Below are 15,095 nucleotides of genomic sequence, written 5' to 3'. Positions count from 1 at the left end.
TCCGGACATGGAGCACGATCGGAACACACCCGGCCCCGAGGGCCCCGCGACCCGCCGGGTGGTCGCCTGGGTGCTGATCATCGCGCTGGCCGGGCTCCCGCTCAGCTACCTGGCCGGGACTGCCGGACCGCAGGTCGTCGTTGCGCTGGTGGTCGTCGCGCTGCTGGTCGGCGGCGTGGCGTTCTGGCTGCACCGCCGTACCCGCTGACCGGCCACCCGCCGGAACCGGTGCGGCCGCGGGCTGCTGGACTGCCCCGGTGCAGTACCGCCACGCCCCGGCCGCGAACCACGCGGCGCTCGACGCGGTGCTGGCGTCGGCACCGGGCCGCCCGACCCTCCCGGTCCGCCTGACCGTCGAGCTCGCCGGTCGCGCCCGCGCCCATCTGCCCGCCGACGCGCCGCTCACCGTGTGGGACCCGTGCTGCGGCGCCGGGCTGACCCTCACCGTGCTGGGCCTGCTCGTGCCCGGCATCGCGCGTCTGGTGGGCACCGACGCCGACCCCGAGCCGCTCGACCTGGCCCGCCGCAACCTCGCCCTGCTCGACCCCGGCGGTCTCGCCGCCCGCGCCGCAGACCTCGACGCCCTCGCCACCCGGCACGACAAGCCGTCCTACGCCGACGCCGCGACCGCCGCCCGGACCCTGGTCCCGGCGAGCACTCCGGCCTGGTCGGTCGCCGTCGCCGACGCCAGGGACACCGCCGCCGTCCGCGGTGTCCTCGCCGAGGCGTCCCCGGACGACGCCGGCCCGGACCTCGTCCTGGCCGACCTGCCACACGGGATCCGGACGACCTGGGCCGCCGCCCCCACCCGGCCCGCCGGCGCGGCCGCCGACACCCCGGCCCCCGACGCCGGGCCCGCCCGCGCCGCCGACCAGGACCAGGCCCCCGGGGTCGAGTTCCTGCGCGCGGTCGCGACCGCGCTCCGCCCGGACGCCGTGGTCGTGGCCGTCGGGCGCGGGCGGACGGTGCCGCTGCCGGGCGGGGTCCGGCCCCTCGACCGGGTCCGCGTGGGGCACCGGGCCGCCGTCCTGGTGCGGGCGGGCGCGCTGCTGGACGACTGAGCTGGACAGGGCTGCTCGCCACCCTCGCGCCGGGGCCGGGCCGCGCGACAGGGGTGCCGGCGGGGCGACGCGCCTCCGTGCCGGCGCGAACCGGTCCGCCGGCACCCTCCTTCCGAACTCGCTTACCGGGTAAGCGAGTTCGGAGAACCAGCACCCCGCGCGGCGCCGAGCAGGGCCACCGCCCCGCAGGTTCGGAGGCCGCCGGCGCGTGCCCGTCCGGGGCGCGCCCCGGACGGCGGCGGTCCGGGCGTGGCGACCCGATCCCGGTCACACTGGACCCCGACCCGACACCGACACCGAGGACGCATCCGTGAGCACGATCGACCTGAACGCCGACCTCGGCGAGTCCTGGGGCCGGTGGACCCTCGGCGACGACGAGGCGATGCTCGGGCTCGTCACCTCGGCGAACGTCGCGTGCGGGTTCCACGCCGGGGATCCCTCGACGCTGCGGGGCACGACCGCGGGGGCTGCCGGGGCGGGGGTCGTCGTCGGGGCGCAGGTGTCCTATCCGGACCTGCGCGGGTTCGGGCGCCGGTTCCTCGACATCGAGCCCGACGCGCTGACCGACGACGTGCTCTACCAGATCGGCGGTCTCGAGGCGCTCTGCCGGGCCGCGGGCACCCGGGTCCGCTACGTCAAGCCGCACGGCGCGCTCTACAACGCCACGCGGACCCACACCGCGCAGGCTCGCGCGGTCGTCCGGGCGGTGCTGGCGTACGACCCGTCGCTGCCGGTGCTCGGGCTGCCCGGGTCCGCGCTGCTCGCCGAGGCCGAGCGCGCCGGGCTGCGCGCGGTGGGCGAGTTCTTCGTCGACCGCGGCTACACCCCCGAGGGCGGGCTCGTCCCGCGCGGCGAGCCGGGAGCACTGCTCGACGACGCCACGGAGGCGGCCGAACGGCTCGTCCGCATGGTCGGGACGGGGACGGTGCGCGCGGTGGACGGCAGCGAGGTCGCCGTCCGCGCCGAGTCCGCCTGCCTGCACGGCGACTCCCCCGGTGCCGTCGCGACCGCCCGGCGGGTCCGTGACGAGCTCGCCCGGACCGGGATCGCCGTCGCACCGTTCGTGTGAGCGATGATCGGGCCATGACGAACGACCCGCACGCCTGGCTCGAGGACGTCACCGGCACCGAGGCCCTGGAGTGGGTGGCCCGGCGCAACGCCCGCACCGAGGCGCGGCTGACCGGCACCCCACTGTTCACCGAGCTGGAGTCGGGGATCCGCGAGGTCCTCGACTCCCGCGACCGGATCCCGTTCGTCACCGCCCGCGGCGGGTACTACTACAACTTCTGGACCGACGAGCAGCACCCGCGCGGCCTGTGGCGGCGCACCACACCGGAGTCCTACCGGAGCGCCGACACCGAGTGGGAGGTGCTGCTCGACGTCGACGCGCTCAACGAGGCCGAGGGCGAGAACTGGGTCTGGCACGGCGCCCGGTTCCTGCGCCCGGACCTCGACCGCGCCCTGGTCGACCTTTCCCGCGGCGGCGCCGACGCCGACGTCACCCGCGAGTTCGACCTGCCGACCCGCACCTTCGTCGAGGACGGGTTCTCCCGCCCCGAGGCGAAGGGCGGGATGAGCTGGATCGACCGCGACACCGTCTACCTGTCCACCGACCTCGGTCCGGGCACCATGACGACGTCGGGCTACCCGCGCACGGTGCGCCGGCTGCGCCGCGGCGAGGCCCTGGAGTCCGCCGAGCTGGTCTACGCCGGCGAGGAGACCGACCTCAGCATCTCGGCATTCCGCGACCACACCCCGGGCTTCGAGCGGGACTTCCTGCGCCGGGCACTGGCCTTCTACGCCGACGAGCTCCACCTGATCGGCGCGGACGGGAGCCTCACCAAGATCGACGTCCCGGACTCCGCGATGACCGACGTGCACCGCGAGTGGTGCACCGTCGAGCTGCGCGAGGACTGGGGGTCGTTCACCGCGGGCTCGCTGCTCGCCGCCCGCTTCGACGACGTCCTGGCCGGCACCCCGGACTGGGAGGTGCTGTTCGAGCCCACCGACTCCTCCTCGCTGGCCGGGTACACCTGGACCCGCCACCACCTCGTGCTCGACGTGCTGGAACACGTCGTCGACCGGCTCGTCGTGCTCACCCCCGGCGAGCAGGGCTGGGAGCGGTCACCGTTCGTCGGGGCGCCGGAGTTCGGGAGCGTCACGGTCGCCGCGGTCGACGCCGACGAGAGCGACGACGTCTGGCTGATCGTCACCGACTACCTGACCCCCTCGACGCTGTCGATCGCCACGGTCGGCGAGGCACCCCGGCCGCTGCGCAGCGCGCCCGCGTTCTTCGACGCGTCCCGCCACGTCATCGAGCAGCACTTCGTGACCAGCGACGACGGCACCCGCGTCCCCTACTTCCTGGTCCGGCCCACGGACCTGTCCTTCGACGGCTCCGCCCCGACCCTGCTCTACGGCTACGGCGGCTTCGAGATCCCGATGACGCCCGGCTACTCCGGCGCGACCGGCCGGTCCTGGCTGGAGCGCGGCGGCGTGTACGCGGTCGCGAACCTGCGCGGCGGCGGCGAGTACGGGCCGCGCTGGCACCGGGCGGCGCTGCGGGAGAAGCGCCCGCGCGCCTACGAGGACATGGCCGCCGTCGCACGGGACCTGATCGACCGCGGCATCACCTCACGCGCGCACCTCGCCGTGCAGGGCGGCAGCAACGGCGGGCTGATGGCGGGGAACATGCTGGTCCGCTACCCCGAGCTGTTCGGTGCGGTGGTGATCCAGGTGCCGCTGCTGGACATGAAGCGCTACAGCCACCTGCTCGCCGGCGCATCCTGGATGGCCGAGTACGGCGATCCGGACACCGACGACTGGGAGTTCATCCGGACGTTCTCGCCCTACCACCTGATCGACCCGGACGCCGACTACCCACCGACGATCCTGCTGACCTCCACCCGCGACGACCGGGTGCACCCCGGCCACGCCCGCAAGTTCACCGCCGCGCTGGAGGCCGCCGGCCACGACGTCACCTACTACGAGAACATCGAGGGCGGGCACGGCGGCGCCGCGGACAACGCGCAGGCCGCGAGGATGGCCGCACTGGCCTACGGATTCCTGTGGGAGAAGCTGGCATGAGCGACGTCGTGATCCGGGTGCGGGGCGAGCACGAGCGGCAGGTCCCCGCCGAGCGGGGTACCGCGCAGGTCGTCGTGGAGGCACAGGGCCCCGAGGCCGCGGCGGTGCGGTCCGAGGTCGAGCAGGGCACCGCGGCGCTCGTCGCCGACGTGCGCACCCTGCACGACCCCGGCGCGGGTCCGGTCCGGCGCTACGTCGTCGACCAGGCCCGCAGCTGGGTCGAGCAGCCGTCGTTCGAGGGCCGGCCGCAGCCGCCGGTGCACCACGCGTCGGTCTCGGTGTCGGTGGAGTTCGACGACGTCGCCCGGCTCGGCGCGTGGCTGTCCGGGGTGGGCCGGTTCGCCGGCGCGCAGGTGCGGGGGATCTCCTGGGACCTGGCTCGGGAGCACCGCCGCGAGATCGAGCGGTCGGCCCGCCAGGACGCGCTGCGTCAGGCCGTCGAGCGCGCCCAGGACTACGCCGACGCCCTCGACCTGGGCCCCGTCGCGCCGCGCTCGGTCGCCGACACCGGCATGCTCGGCGCGCACCAGCCGGTCGGGCTGAGCTTCAGTGCCCGCGCGATGTCCGCGCCGGGCGGGTTCGCCGAGGCCGACGGTGCTCTCGGCACGCTCCTCGCCCCGGACGACATCACCGTCCGGGCCGAGGTCGAGGCCGAGTTCGTCGTGCGCCGGGAGGGCTGAGCCCGCTCAGCCCTCCCGGGCCGCGATCTCGCCGTGCTCGGTGCGCAGCTCCCGCTTGAGGATCTTGCCGCTGGGGTTCTTCGGCAGCGCGTCGGCGAACACCACGTACTTGGGCCGCTTGTAGCCGGCGAGCTTCTCGCGGGCGTGCGCGTCGACCTGCTCGCGGGTCAGCGTCACGCCCTGCTTCGGCACCACCACCGCGGTGACGGCCTCGATCCAGTGCGGGTGGCTGACGCCGAACACGGCGACCTCGGCGACACCCTCGAGCAGGTAGAGCGCCTCCTCCACCTCGCGGGAGGCGACGTTCTCCCCACCAGTCTTGATCATGTCCTTCTTGCGGTCGACGACGGACAGGTACCCGTCGGCGGTCATCACGCCCAGGTCACCGGAGTGGAACCAGCCACCGGCGAACGCCTCGGCGGTCTTCTCCTCGTTCTCGTAGTACCCCAGCGTCACGTGCGGGCTGCGGTGCACGATCTCGCCGACCTCTCCCGGCCCGACCTCGTTGCCCTCGTCGTCGACGACGCGCGTCTCGACGTTCAGCGACGCCCGCCCGGCCGACCCGGCGTGGCTGAGCTGCTCGTCCGGGCCGAGCAGGGTGGCCAGCGGGGAGGTCTCGGTCTGGCCGTAGAAGTTCCACAGCCGCACCTCGGGCAGCCGCCGGGACAGCTCCTGCAGCACCTCGACCGGCATCGCCGCGGCACCGTAGTAGCCCTTGCGCAGGCTCGACAGGTCCCGGGTGTCGAAGTCCGGGTGGCGCAGCAGCGAGATCCACACCGTCGGCGGGCAGAAGAGCTTGGTGACCTTCTCCCGCTCGATCGTCTCCAGCAGCCGGGCCGGGTCCGGTGCCGGGAGGATGATGCTGGTGGCGCCCAGGTAGACGTCGACGGACAGGAAGCAGTCCAGCTGTGCGCAGTGGTAGAGCGGCAGCGAGTGCAGCTCGACGTCGTCGTGCTCCATGCCGCCGTCGACGACGCACGACACGTACTGGGCGATCAGCGATCGGCTCGGCAGCATGACGCCCTTGGGCCGCGACTCGGTGCCGGAGGTGTACATGAGGCGCAGCGGGTCGTCGTCGGTGATGTGCACGTCGGGCTCGCCGGGGTCGCCGTCGCCGTCGATCCAGGCGTCCAGGTCGGCCCAGTCCCCGGTCGGTGCCTGCCCGGACAGCCCGATCCAGGCCCGGACCGACGCCGGCTCCGAGGACTGTGCGAGCGCCTTCTCCCCGGTCGCGGCCAGCGCGTCCTCGACGACGAACGCCGTCGCCCCGGAGTGGTCGAGGATGAACGCGATCTCCTCGGCGTTCAGCATGAAGTTGATCGGCACGAGCACGACGCCGAGCCGCGCGGTGGCGTAGACGAGCACCGCGAACTGGCGGCAGTTGTGCGAGAGCAGCGCGAGCCGGTCGCCCTTGACCAGGCCCTGCCCGGCCAGTGCGGCGGCGCAGCGGTTCACCGCGGCGTCGAACTCGGCGAAGGTCCAGCGGGTGTCGCCGTCGACGACCGCGGTCTTGCCCGGGTACCGGACGGCCGTCCGGTGCAGCAGGTCCCCGAGCGTGTGCCGGCGCACCCGCCGGATCGACGCCGCGGTCAGCTCACTGAACTCGGTAGCACCGTTGCCCATGGGCGCATCCTGCCCGAGGACACCCCCGTCGTCACCTACGACCGTTCTCCGCGGATCCGACGACGTCGGCGGGGTCCGTGGCTTCCGCGCTGTCTTTGCCGTCCGCGCTGTCCGCGCTGTCTGTGCCGTCCGCGGCGTCCCGATCGTGCCCGGCCGGGACCCAGATCCCGGTCGGCTCGTCCCGCCCGCGCAGCGTCACCGACTCCGATGCCCGCCACCGCGCGGCCTCGCTCCCGGCGGCGTCGACGGCCCGGGCGGCCGCGACGACCCGCCCCGGCACCGACTTCGCCAGCTCGGTGAGCCGCGCCGCCTCGTTCACCGGGTCGCCGATCACCGTGTACTCGAAACGGCGCGGGTCGCCGATGTTGCCGGCCACCGCGTCGCCCGCGGAGACACCGATGCCGGCCTCGATCTCGGGCATCTCCTCGGCGAGGCGGGCGCCCAGGCAGCGGGCGGCGCTGAGCGCGGCGCCGGGGGCGTCGTCGAGGTCGAGCGGGGCGCCGAACACGGCGAGCGCGGCGTCGCCCTCGAACTTGTTGATCCACCCGCCGGCCTGCTCGACGCACTCGACGACCACCCCGAAGAAGCGGTTCAGCACCGCCACGACCTCCTCCGGCGGTCGGCGGGCGGCCATCGTCGTCGAACCGACGAGATCGACGAACAGCACCGCGACCGGCCGCACCTCGCCGCCGAGCCGGATGCCGTCACCGCGCGCCGACGCGGCCTCGGCGACGTCGCGGCCGACGTGGCGGCCGAACAGGTCACGGATCCGCTCCCGCTCGCGCAGCCCCTCGACCATGCTGTTCGTCCCGGCCTGGAGCTGCCCGAGCTCGGTGTTGTCGTAGACGGGCAGGCTCACGTCGAGATCACCGTTCTGCACACGGGCCAGTGCACGGCGCACGGCCAGCACCGGGTCGGCGATGGCGCGGGCGGCCCCGAGCGTCGTGATCAGTCCGACCCCGATCGCCGTGCCCCCCAGCGCGAGCATGGTGACCGCGAGCTGGGTGGGCGAGGAGTCCCCGAACACCAGGGCGACGAGCCCGGCCAGCATGATCCCGGAGATCGGGACCGCGGTGCCGAGCGCCCAGAACCCGACCGAGCGCAGCATGACCCCGGTGATCAGGCGACGCCGCTTCGGCGGCCGCCCGGACAGCACCCGGGCCGCAGCGCGGCGCAGGATCCGCTCGACCAGCAGGTAGGACAGGGCCGAGGTGGTCACGCCGCCGATCAGCACGGTGGCGGTGACCGAGAAGCCCAGCCGCCCGGAGTAGCGCAGGTTCAGGAAGCAGAACAGGACCGCGCCGACCACCCACAGCAGGGCGACCATCGACGAGATGCGGGCGGGTGCCCGCAGCACCAGCTGCCGCTCGTCGGCCTGGGGGTCCCGCGAGGAGCGACGCACGGTCAGCTTCCGGCGACCGAACCAGATCCCGACCGGCACCGCGACGAGGAGGTAGATCGCGAGCACGACGAGGTTGACCAGCCGGATCTCGACGGCGTCGAGCAGCTGTTCCCGGGGAAGCACGAAGGCCGCGATGACCAGCACCACGGCCGCGCCGATGACGTTCGCCGACGCCACGACGAGGGCCAGCAGCGCTCGTACCGGCAGGCCGACGACCTGGCGGCCCGGCCGCGTCGCGGGTCGCTGCGCATCCATGCGGCGAGTCTAGGCCGATCGAGTGAGCCCGGTCGCCGGAGACGGGAGGACGCCCGCCACCACGGTGCTGCGCAACAGGATGGCCGCCCACCCTCCGCACTCCCCCCACTGGGCCGAACATGCGACATCCCCTCCCCGATCGCGTGCTCCCGCCGGGCCGACGTTGTGGCCCGCACCTCACGGGTACTGGCTCCGGGTAGGACGCACGTCACCGACGGCCCGGCTCGCGCCGGGTCGTCACACAGAGGGGAACACCGGATGACCAGCACGTACGGCAGGACCGCGGGCGGACCGGCGGAGCACGCGGGCGCGGTCGCCCCCGGGCACGCCGACCCCGCGCACACCGACACCCTGCACACCGAGCACCGGCACGAGCACTCGACCGTGGACCCCCGTACGGGCGGTGTCCACCACGCGGGCGGTGTCCCGATCGCCGGCGGCCCGCGGCTGGACCGCATCCGCTGGGGCGCGGTGTGGATCGGCGCGCTGACCACGTTCGCGGTCAACATCGTCCTGCAGCTGCTGTTCTTCGCCTTCGGCTGGCTCACCATCGGTGGCGCCCCCGGCACGACGACGGCGGCCGTGGTCTCGGTGGTGATCGGTCTGCTCGCGTTCTTCCTCGGCGGGATGGCGACCGGCTCGTCGACGGTCTGGGACAACCCGGCCGACGGCGTGGTCAACGCCCTGGCCGTCTGGGTCCTGACCACGATGCTGCTGGTCGGGCTGGCCCTGGCCGGGGGCGGCGCGCTCGCCGGCTACGCCGGTTCGGCGTTCCCCGGCCTCGGCACGGGTGGCGCGGGTGTCGTCGGCCTCGCCCGTGAGGCCGCGGGCTGGTCGGTCCTGGCGATGGGTGTCTCGGCCGTCGCCGCGGCGATCGGTGGCGCCGTCGGTGCCCGCATGTGGCCGGGCGCCGCGCAGCGGACCGCCCGCGTCTGACCCGCCGGTCGCCCTCCGCGGCGGCCCAGGCACGTCGACCGCCCCCGCCACCGTCGCACCGCGACGGGGACGGGGGCGTCGTCGTGTCCGGGCGGCGAGGTGGAGCCCGGATCTCCACCCGGGGTCGATCCCGGGGTGGATCCGGCGGGGGCCCTCGCGCGGAAGTGTCGGAGAGGTCCGACCCCCGCGACGGCAGGAGCCATCCGATGACCACGACCACTCCCCCGACCGCGCCTGCGCCCGCCGCGGGCCGTGGCACCGTGCTGCGGCAGACGGCGATCTCGCTGCTGGTGGACGCGGGTCTGCCGTACCTGGTCTACGTGGTGCTGACCGGACAGGGCATGTCCGACGTCGCCGCGCTGGCCTGGTCCGCGCTGCCGCCCGCGCTGAACGTCCTGGTGCAGGCGGTGCGGCACCGCCGGCTCAACCCGGTCGGGGTGATCGTGCTGGTCACCATCGCGGCCGGGCTGGTGACGTCGCTGCTCAGCGGCGACGCCCGGTTCGCCGTCGCCCGCGACGCGATCCAGAGCGTCGCGTTCGGACTCCTGCTCGCCGGGTCGCTGGTGGTCGGGCGCCGCCCGCTGATGTTCCACGTGTGCCGGTTCTTCGGCGGCGCCCAGCGCCCCGACCTGCCCGCGCTGATGGAGCGCCAGTGGGACGCCAACCCGGTGTTCCGCCGGACGCTGCGCCGCGCGACCGGGGCCGCCGCCCTGGTCATGGCGCTGGAGGCGGCCCTGCGGATCACGCTGGCCTACACACTGGCGCCGGTGGTGGCGCTGCCGATCCTGTCGGTGCAGTCGGTCGTGGTGTGGACGGCGATGTCGGCGCTGCTGGTCGTCAGCGTGAAGCGGGCGGTGCGGGCGGGTCGCTGACCGGCCGAACGGGCAGCTCACCGTCGGAGACGACGGCGCTCACGGCCGGAGCCCCGCGAGCCGCTCGGCGGCCTGCTCCAGCACCTCGTCGCGCTTGCAGAAGGCGAACCGCACGTACGGCCGGTGTGCCGCGGCGGCCTGCGGCGACGGGCAGAACACCGACACCGGGACGGCCGCGACCCCGCACAGGCCGGGGAGCTTCCAGGCCAGGTCGACGCCGTCGTCGTAGCCGAGCGGGCGCGGGTCAGCGGTCACGAAGTAGGTGCCGCGCGGGGTGAGCACGTCGAACCCGGCCGCCCGCAGCCCGTCGGCCAGCAGGTCGCGCTTGCGGGTGAGATCGGCCGCGAGACCGGTGTAGAAGTCGTCGCCGAGGCCGAGGGCGTGCGCGACGGCCGGCTGGAACGGCGCCCCGCCGTGGAAGGTGAGGAACTGCTTGACCGCGCGCGGGGCGGCGACCAGCTCGGACGGGCCGTGCACCCAGCCGACCTTCCAGCCGGTCACCGAGAAGGTCTTCCCGGCCGAGGAGATCGTGAGGGTGCGGTCGGCGAGGCCGGGCAGCGACGCCATCGGGACGTGCTGCACGTCGTCGAAGACCATGTGCTCGTACACCTCGTCGGTGACGACCACCGCGTCGTGGGCGACCGCGAGCTCCCCGACCCGGGTCAGCTGGTCACGGGTGAGCACCGCGCCGGTCGGGTTGTGCGGGGTGTTGACCAGCACCACCCGGGTGCGGTCGGAGAACGCGGCGGCCAGCGCGTCGTCGTCGAAGCCGAACCCGGGCGGGAGCAGCGGCACGGTGCGCAGCGTGGCACCGGCCAGCGCGACGGCCGCGGCGTAGGAGTCGTAGGCCGGCTCGAACGCGACGACCTCGTCACCGGGTCCGCAGAGTCCGAGCAGGGTCGCGGCGATCGCCTCGGTCGCCCCCGTGGTGACGACGACGTCGGCCGGGTCGACGTCGAGGCCGTACCAGCGGTGCTGGTGCGCCGCGACGGCCTCGCGCAGCGCGGGCACGCCCGGGCCGGGCGGGTACTGGTTGCGGCCGCGCTCGGTGATGTTGGCGGCCGCGTCGGCGAGCAGCGATGCCGGACCGTCGGTGTCCGGGAAGCCCTGGCCGAGGTTGATCGCACCGGTCTCGACCGCGAGGCGGGAGATCTCGGTGAAGATCGTCGAGGTGAACGGGCGCATGCGCTCGACCAGCATGGGCCCGACACTATCCGGGTGTGCGGGTGGCGCAGCTCCTGATCGAGGTTCTGCGCGAACCCGTGCCGGTCCACGGACGCCGGTGGGTTCCACCGCGCCGGGACGAGCTCCTCCGGTGACCCGGTCGAGTCCGACTCAGTCGAGTCCGCGGACGATGTGGGACTCGTCGTCGTGCTGCTCGTCGTTCTCGATCGAGATGTCGTCGTTCATCGCATGGCCTCCTCACGGATGTCGGGTGACGAATGATGGACACACGGGGAGACGTTCGTCATCGGGGAAACGTTGCTGAACCGGCCTGTGGACCGATCCAGAGCCACCCGATCGGGTGAGCAGACCTGCCCACCCGATCGGGTCGTCCCGCGTCGTCGTCCCGCGTCCATGCCTCCGGTCTACCCGCTGATGCGGCCGACCAGGTGCAGCTTTTCCGCGTCCTTGGCGCTGCGCAGCGCCAGCCCCCACGCCCCCTTGGCGTCGGACCCGGTCACGAGCTCGACCTTCGCCGGGAGCAGCACCGGCTTGCGGAACACGACGTCGTAGGTGCAGGCGTCGGGGATCCGGCCCTCCAGCGAGGCGACGGCGTGCGCCGCGGTCCACATGCCGTGCGCGATCGCCCGCGGGAAGCCCATCGCCTTCGCGGTGAGCGAGTGCAGGTGGATCGGGTTCACGTCACCGGAGACGGCCGCGTAGCGGCGTCCGATGTCGCCCGGGACCCGCCACAGCGCGTTCGCCGACCCGGTGGGCACCGGCGGCTCGGCGATGTCGGCCGTGTCGGCCGTGTCGTCGCCGCCCGCCGTGCCGTCCGGGGCCTTCGCCCCGCGGGCCAGATAGGTGCTGCGGCCGGACCAGACGGTCTCCCCGTCCGCGGAGACCTCGCCGACCAGGTCGACCTGCGCCCCCTTGGGGTGCCGGGTGAACCGCTGCGCCCACACCCGGACGTCGAGCGTCTCGGTCGGGGCGATCGCCCGGTGCACGGTGATCCGATTGGCGATGTGCACCAGCCCGGGCAGCGGCAGCGGGAACGACCGGCCGGCCATCAGCACGACCTGCAGCGGGAACGTCAGCATGTGCGGGTAGGTCACCGGCAGGGCGTTGCCGACCCGGAACCCGCAGACCCGGGCGTAGTCGGCGAGGTGTCCCTGCTCGACCGTGACGCCGCGGCGGACCAGCTCGGTCGCGGGCAGCGACCGGCCGGAGCCGCCGGGGAGCGCCGCCCGGGCGGCCGCGGAGGCGTAGTACTGCCCCAGCGACGGCGGCCCGGGCAGCTCCGTGACCTTCCGATCCTCGGTCACGGTCATCAGGCCCCCAGCATCGACTGGCCGCAGACCCGCACGGTCTGCCCGTTGAGCCCGCCGGACTCGGCGCGGCCGAACCAGCCGATGGCCTCGGCGACGTCCACCGGCAGCCCGCCCTGCTTGAGGGAGTTGATCCGGCGGCCGCCCTCGCGGGTGGCGACGGGCATCTTCGCGGTCATGTCGGTCTCGATGAACCCGGGTGCGACGGCGTTGATCGTCGCGCCGCGCTCGGCGAAGCGCGGGGCGAGCGCCCGGACCATGCCGATCACACCGGCCTTGGAGGCGGCGTAGTTGGTCTGGCCGCGGTTGCCCGCGATGCCCGACTGCGAGGACACGCAGACCACGCGGCCCGCCTCGTGCAGCGGGGAGCCCTCGGCCAGCAGCGCCTCGTTGATCGTCAGCTGGGCGCCCAGGTTGACCGCGAGCACCGAGTTCCAGCGGTCGGCGGTCATGTTCGCGAGCAGCTTGTCGCGGGTGATGCCCGCGTTGTGCACCACGATGTCGACGCCGTCGTGCCGGTCGGCGAGGTGGCCGAGCAGCCGGTCCGCCGCGTCGGGGGCGGTGATGTCCAGCTGCAGCGCGGTGCCGCCGGTGCGGTTCGCGGTGCGGGCCAGTCCCTCACCGGCCGCCGGGATGTCGACGGCGACGATCGTCGCGCCGTCGCGGGCCAGGGTGTCGGCGATGGCCGCGCCGATGCCGCGTGCCGCACCGGTGACCACTGCGATGCGCCCGGCGAGCGGCTGCTCCTCGGCGCGCGGGTCGTCCACCTCGGCCGGCTCCTGCGGGGTCCCGACCGGCGCCGCGACGTGCGCGACCTGGCCGTCGACGTAGGCGGAGCGGGCCGACAGGAAGAACCGGACCGACGAGTCGATCGCGGCCGGGGTGACGTCGGAGGCCACGACGAGCAGGTTGGCCGTCGCGCCGAAGCGCAGCTCCTTGCCGATCGAGCGGACCAGGCCGTCGAGCGCCTGGGCGACGGCGGCCGCCTCCGCACCGGACGCCTCGCCCGGCTCGGCACCGATCAGCAGCACCCGGCCCGACGGGCCGAGCTTCTTCACCGCGGGGGTGAGGATCTGCTGGGCGGCGGCGAGGTCGGCCAGCGTCGTGGCACCGGACAGGTCCAGGACGACCCCGTACAGCCGGTCCTCGCCGGCCGCCGCGAGCGCGGGGACACCGTGGCTCTCGACGAACGCGGTGAGCGCCTTGGCGAACCGGCCCTCGCCGACGGCCGCGACGAGCACCGGGCCGGCCAGCAGCGGGTCCCCGGGGCGGTGCCGGCGCAGCGTCGGCACCGTGGGCAGCCCGAGCTGCTTGGCGATCGGGGTGTTGGACAGGGTCGCGAGCAGGTCGCTCATGCCGTTGCCTCCAGGATCGCGACGACGCCCTGGCCGCCGGCGGCGCAGATCGAGATCAGGCCGCGCTGGTTCTTCTTCTCGGTGTCGGCCTTCTCCCGCAGGAGCTTGGCCAGGGTCGCGACGATCCGGCCGCCGGTCGCGGCGAACGGGTGCCCCGCGGCGAGCGAGGAGCCCGCGACGTTGAGCTTGTCGTCGTCGATCGCGCCCAGCGGCGCGTCGAGGCCCAGGCGCTCCTTGCAGAAGCGGGGGTCCTCCCAGGCCTTGCGCTGCACGAGGACGACAGAGGCGAAGGCCTCGTGGATCTCGTACAGGTCGAAGTCCTGCAGGGACAGCCCGTTGCGCTCCAGCAGCCGCGGCACGGCGAACACCGGCGCGGTGAGCAGCCCGTCCGGGCCGTGGACGTAGTCGACGCCCGCGGTCTCGGCGTCCACGACGTGCGCCAGCACCGGCAGCTTGTGCTCGGCGGCCCACTCGTCGGAGCCGAGCAGGACCAGGGCGGCACCGTCGGTGAGCGGGGTCGAGTTGCCCGCGGTCATCGTGGCGTCGGGGCCCTTGCCGAAGACCGGCTTGAGCTTCGCGAGCTTCTCCACCGAGGAGTCGGCGCGCAGGTTGTTGTCCCGGGTCAGCTTCAGGTACGGCGTGACCAGGTCGTCGAAGAAGCCGCGGTCGTAGGCGGCGGCCAGGTTGTGGTGGCTGCGCACGGTGAGCTCGTCCTGCTCGGTGCGGCCGATGCCCCACTCCAGGGCGGTGCGTGCGGCGTGCTCGCCCATCGACAGGCCGGTGCGCGGCTCGGAGTTCTCCGGGATGTCCGGCACGATCTGCCCCGGGCGCAGCTGCCCCACCAGCTTGAGCCGGTCCACCGTGGTCTTCGCCGCGTTGAGCTTGACCAGCACGCGCCGCAGGTCGTCGTTCAGGGCGATCGGCGCGTCGGACGCGGTGTCCACGCCGCCGGCGACACCGGACTCGATCTGGCCGAGCGCGATCTTGTTGGCGACGGCGATGGTCGCCTCCAGACCGGTGCCGCAGGCCTGCTGCACGTCGTAGGCCGCGGTGGCGGGGCTCAGCCGGGAGCCGAGGACCGCCTCGCGGGTCAGGTTGAAGTCGCGGGAGTGCTTGAGCACGGCGCCGGCCACGACCTCACCCAGGCGCTCGCCGGCCAGCCCGAAGCGGGCCACCAGACCGTCGAGCGTCGTGGTGAGCATGTCGAGGTTCGAGGCGCCGGCGTAGGCACCGTTGGCCCGCGCGAACGGGATGCGGTTGCCACCGATGACGGCGGCGCGCCGGGTGCTGGCTGGCATGGGGATCGTCCCTCCTGGGTTCGGGTCCCGCCCC

Annotated in this window: 13 protein-coding genes; 7 read left to right on the top strand and 6 right to left on the bottom strand. The window is 74.2% G+C overall.

The annotated features are described in order from the left end of the window. Positions 1-7 precede the first annotated feature (7 nt). The 5 genes from KPL59_RS19570 to KPL59_RS19545 all read left to right on the top strand — a co-directional run bounded on the left by KPL59_RS19570 (position 8) and on the right by KPL59_RS19545 (position 4,828). Entirely contained in the window at positions 8-208 is a 201-nt protein-coding gene (locus KPL59_RS19570; protein WP_020621693.1) for a hypothetical protein, read from the top strand. 49 nt (positions 209-257) lie between these two features. Then, positions 258-1,061 (top strand): rRNA methyltransferase, encoded by an 804-nt coding sequence (locus tag KPL59_RS19565; RefSeq protein ID WP_308187920.1) that lies wholly within the window; start codon positions 258-260, stop codon positions 1,059-1,061. 310 nt (positions 1,062-1,371) lie between these two features. Beyond that, positions 1,372-2,130: a LamB/YcsF family protein gene (locus KPL59_RS19555; protein ID WP_075309615.1), complete on the top strand. Its 759-nt coding sequence runs from the start codon at positions 1,372-1,374 to the stop codon at positions 2,128-2,130. A gap of 14 nt (positions 2,131-2,144) precedes the next feature. Further along, the gene (locus KPL59_RS19550) at positions 2,145-4,148 is read left to right on the top strand and encodes a prolyl oligopeptidase family protein (protein ID WP_226352707.1); all 2,004 of its coding nucleotides are present in this window, start codon (positions 2,145-2,147) and stop codon (positions 4,146-4,148) included. Next, on the top strand, positions 4,145-4,828 hold the full coding sequence (locus KPL59_RS19545; RefSeq protein WP_226352706.1) for an SIMPL domain-containing protein: 684 nt from the start codon (positions 4,145-4,147) through the stop codon (positions 4,826-4,828). Before KPL59_RS19550 ends, KPL59_RS19545 begins: the two co-directional genes overlap by 4 nt. A gap of 6 nt (positions 4,829-4,834) precedes the next feature. On the opposite strand, the gene KPL59_RS19540 is transcribed toward KPL59_RS19545, so the two are convergent. Next, complete coding sequence (locus tag KPL59_RS19540) at positions 4,835-6,451, bottom strand: acyl-CoA synthetase (protein WP_226352705.1); 1,617 nt, start codon at positions 6,449-6,451, stop codon at positions 4,835-4,837. A 31-nt stretch (positions 6,452-6,482) separates the two neighbouring features. Beyond that, the gene (locus KPL59_RS19535; RefSeq protein WP_226361625.1) at positions 6,483-8,108 is read right to left on the bottom strand and encodes a mononucleotidyl cyclase; all 1,626 of its coding nucleotides are present in this window, start codon (positions 8,106-8,108) and stop codon (positions 6,483-6,485) included. A 258-nt stretch (positions 8,109-8,366) separates the two neighbouring features. Between KPL59_RS19535 and KPL59_RS19530 the strand changes: the two genes are divergently transcribed. Together KPL59_RS19530 and KPL59_RS19525 are read left to right on the top strand one after the other, a co-directional pair. Next, on the top strand, positions 8,367-9,044 hold the full coding sequence (locus KPL59_RS19530; protein WP_226361624.1) for a hypothetical protein: 678 nt from the start codon (positions 8,367-8,369) through the stop codon (positions 9,042-9,044). Positions 9,045-9,250: 206 nt separating this feature from the next. Then, positions 9,251-9,916: a VC0807 family protein gene (locus KPL59_RS19525; protein WP_226361623.1), complete on the top strand. Its 666-nt coding sequence runs from the start codon at positions 9,251-9,253 to the stop codon at positions 9,914-9,916. Positions 9,917-9,955: 39 nt separating this feature from the next. On the opposite strand, the gene KPL59_RS19520 is transcribed toward KPL59_RS19525, so the two are convergent. From KPL59_RS19520 to KPL59_RS19505, 4 genes are all read right to left on the bottom strand, one after another. Continuing rightward, entirely contained in the window at positions 9,956-11,116 is a 1,161-nt protein-coding gene (locus KPL59_RS19520; protein WP_226361622.1) for a pyridoxal phosphate-dependent aminotransferase, read from the bottom strand. 389 nt (positions 11,117-11,505) lie between these two features. After that, positions 11,506-12,411, bottom strand: coding sequence for a MaoC/PaaZ C-terminal domain-containing protein (locus KPL59_RS19515; protein ID WP_226361621.1), 906 nt, complete (start codon positions 12,409-12,411; stop codon positions 11,506-11,508). After that, positions 12,411-13,763, bottom strand: coding sequence for a 3-oxoacyl-ACP reductase (locus KPL59_RS19510; protein WP_226361620.1), 1,353 nt, complete (start codon positions 13,761-13,763; stop codon positions 12,411-12,413). Before KPL59_RS19510 ends, KPL59_RS19515 begins: the two co-directional genes overlap by 1 nt. Further along, positions 13,760-15,061, bottom strand: coding sequence for an acetyl-CoA C-acetyltransferase (locus KPL59_RS19505; RefSeq protein ID WP_226361619.1), 1,302 nt, complete (start codon positions 15,059-15,061; stop codon positions 13,760-13,762). The genes KPL59_RS19510 and KPL59_RS19505 overlap by 4 nt, the downstream gene beginning before the upstream one ends. Positions 15,062-15,095 lie beyond the last annotated feature (34 nt).

This window comes from Pseudonocardia sp. ICBG1142 (genome assembly GCF_020496255.1).
In the GTDB taxonomy this organism is placed as follows: Bacteria; Actinomycetota; Actinomycetes; order Mycobacteriales; family Pseudonocardiaceae; genus Pseudonocardia.
Note: the sequence above shows the minus strand (reverse complement) of the source record. Positions and strands in the feature narration are given on the sequence as shown.

Coding starts and splice junctions, on each gene's coding strand:
- KPL59_RS19570 (WP_020621693.1), top strand. CDS start 8: ATGGAGCACGATCGGAACACACCCGGCCCCGAGGGCCCCGCGACCCGC.
- KPL59_RS19550 (WP_226352707.1), top strand. CDS start 2,145: ATGACGAACGACCCGCACGCCTGGCTCGAGGACGTCACCGGCACCGAG.
- KPL59_RS19545 (WP_226352706.1), top strand. CDS start 4,145: ATGAGCGACGTCGTGATCCGGGTGCGGGGCGAGCACGAGCGGCAGGTC.
- KPL59_RS19540 (WP_226352705.1), bottom strand. CDS start 6,451: ATGGGCAACGGTGCTACCGAGTTCAGTGAGCTGACCGCGGCGTCGATC.
- KPL59_RS19535 (WP_226361625.1), bottom strand. CDS start 8,108: ATGGATGCGCAGCGACCCGCGACGCGGCCGGGCCGCCAGGTCGTCGGC.
- KPL59_RS19530 (WP_226361624.1), top strand. CDS start 8,367: ATGACCAGCACGTACGGCAGGACCGCGGGCGGACCGGCGGAGCACGCG.
- KPL59_RS19525 (WP_226361623.1), top strand. CDS start 9,251: ATGACCACGACCACTCCCCCGACCGCGCCTGCGCCCGCCGCGGGCCGT.
- KPL59_RS19520 (WP_226361622.1), bottom strand. CDS start 11,116: ATGCTGGTCGAGCGCATGCGCCCGTTCACCTCGACGATCTTCACCGAG.
- KPL59_RS19515 (WP_226361621.1), bottom strand. CDS start 12,411: ATGACCGTGACCGAGGATCGGAAGGTCACGGAGCTGCCCGGGCCGCCG.
- KPL59_RS19510 (WP_226361620.1), bottom strand. CDS start 13,763: ATGAGCGACCTGCTCGCGACCCTGTCCAACACCCCGATCGCCAAGCAG.
- KPL59_RS19505 (WP_226361619.1), bottom strand. CDS start 15,061: ATGCCAGCCAGCACCCGGCGCGCCGCCGTCATCGGTGGCAACCGCATC.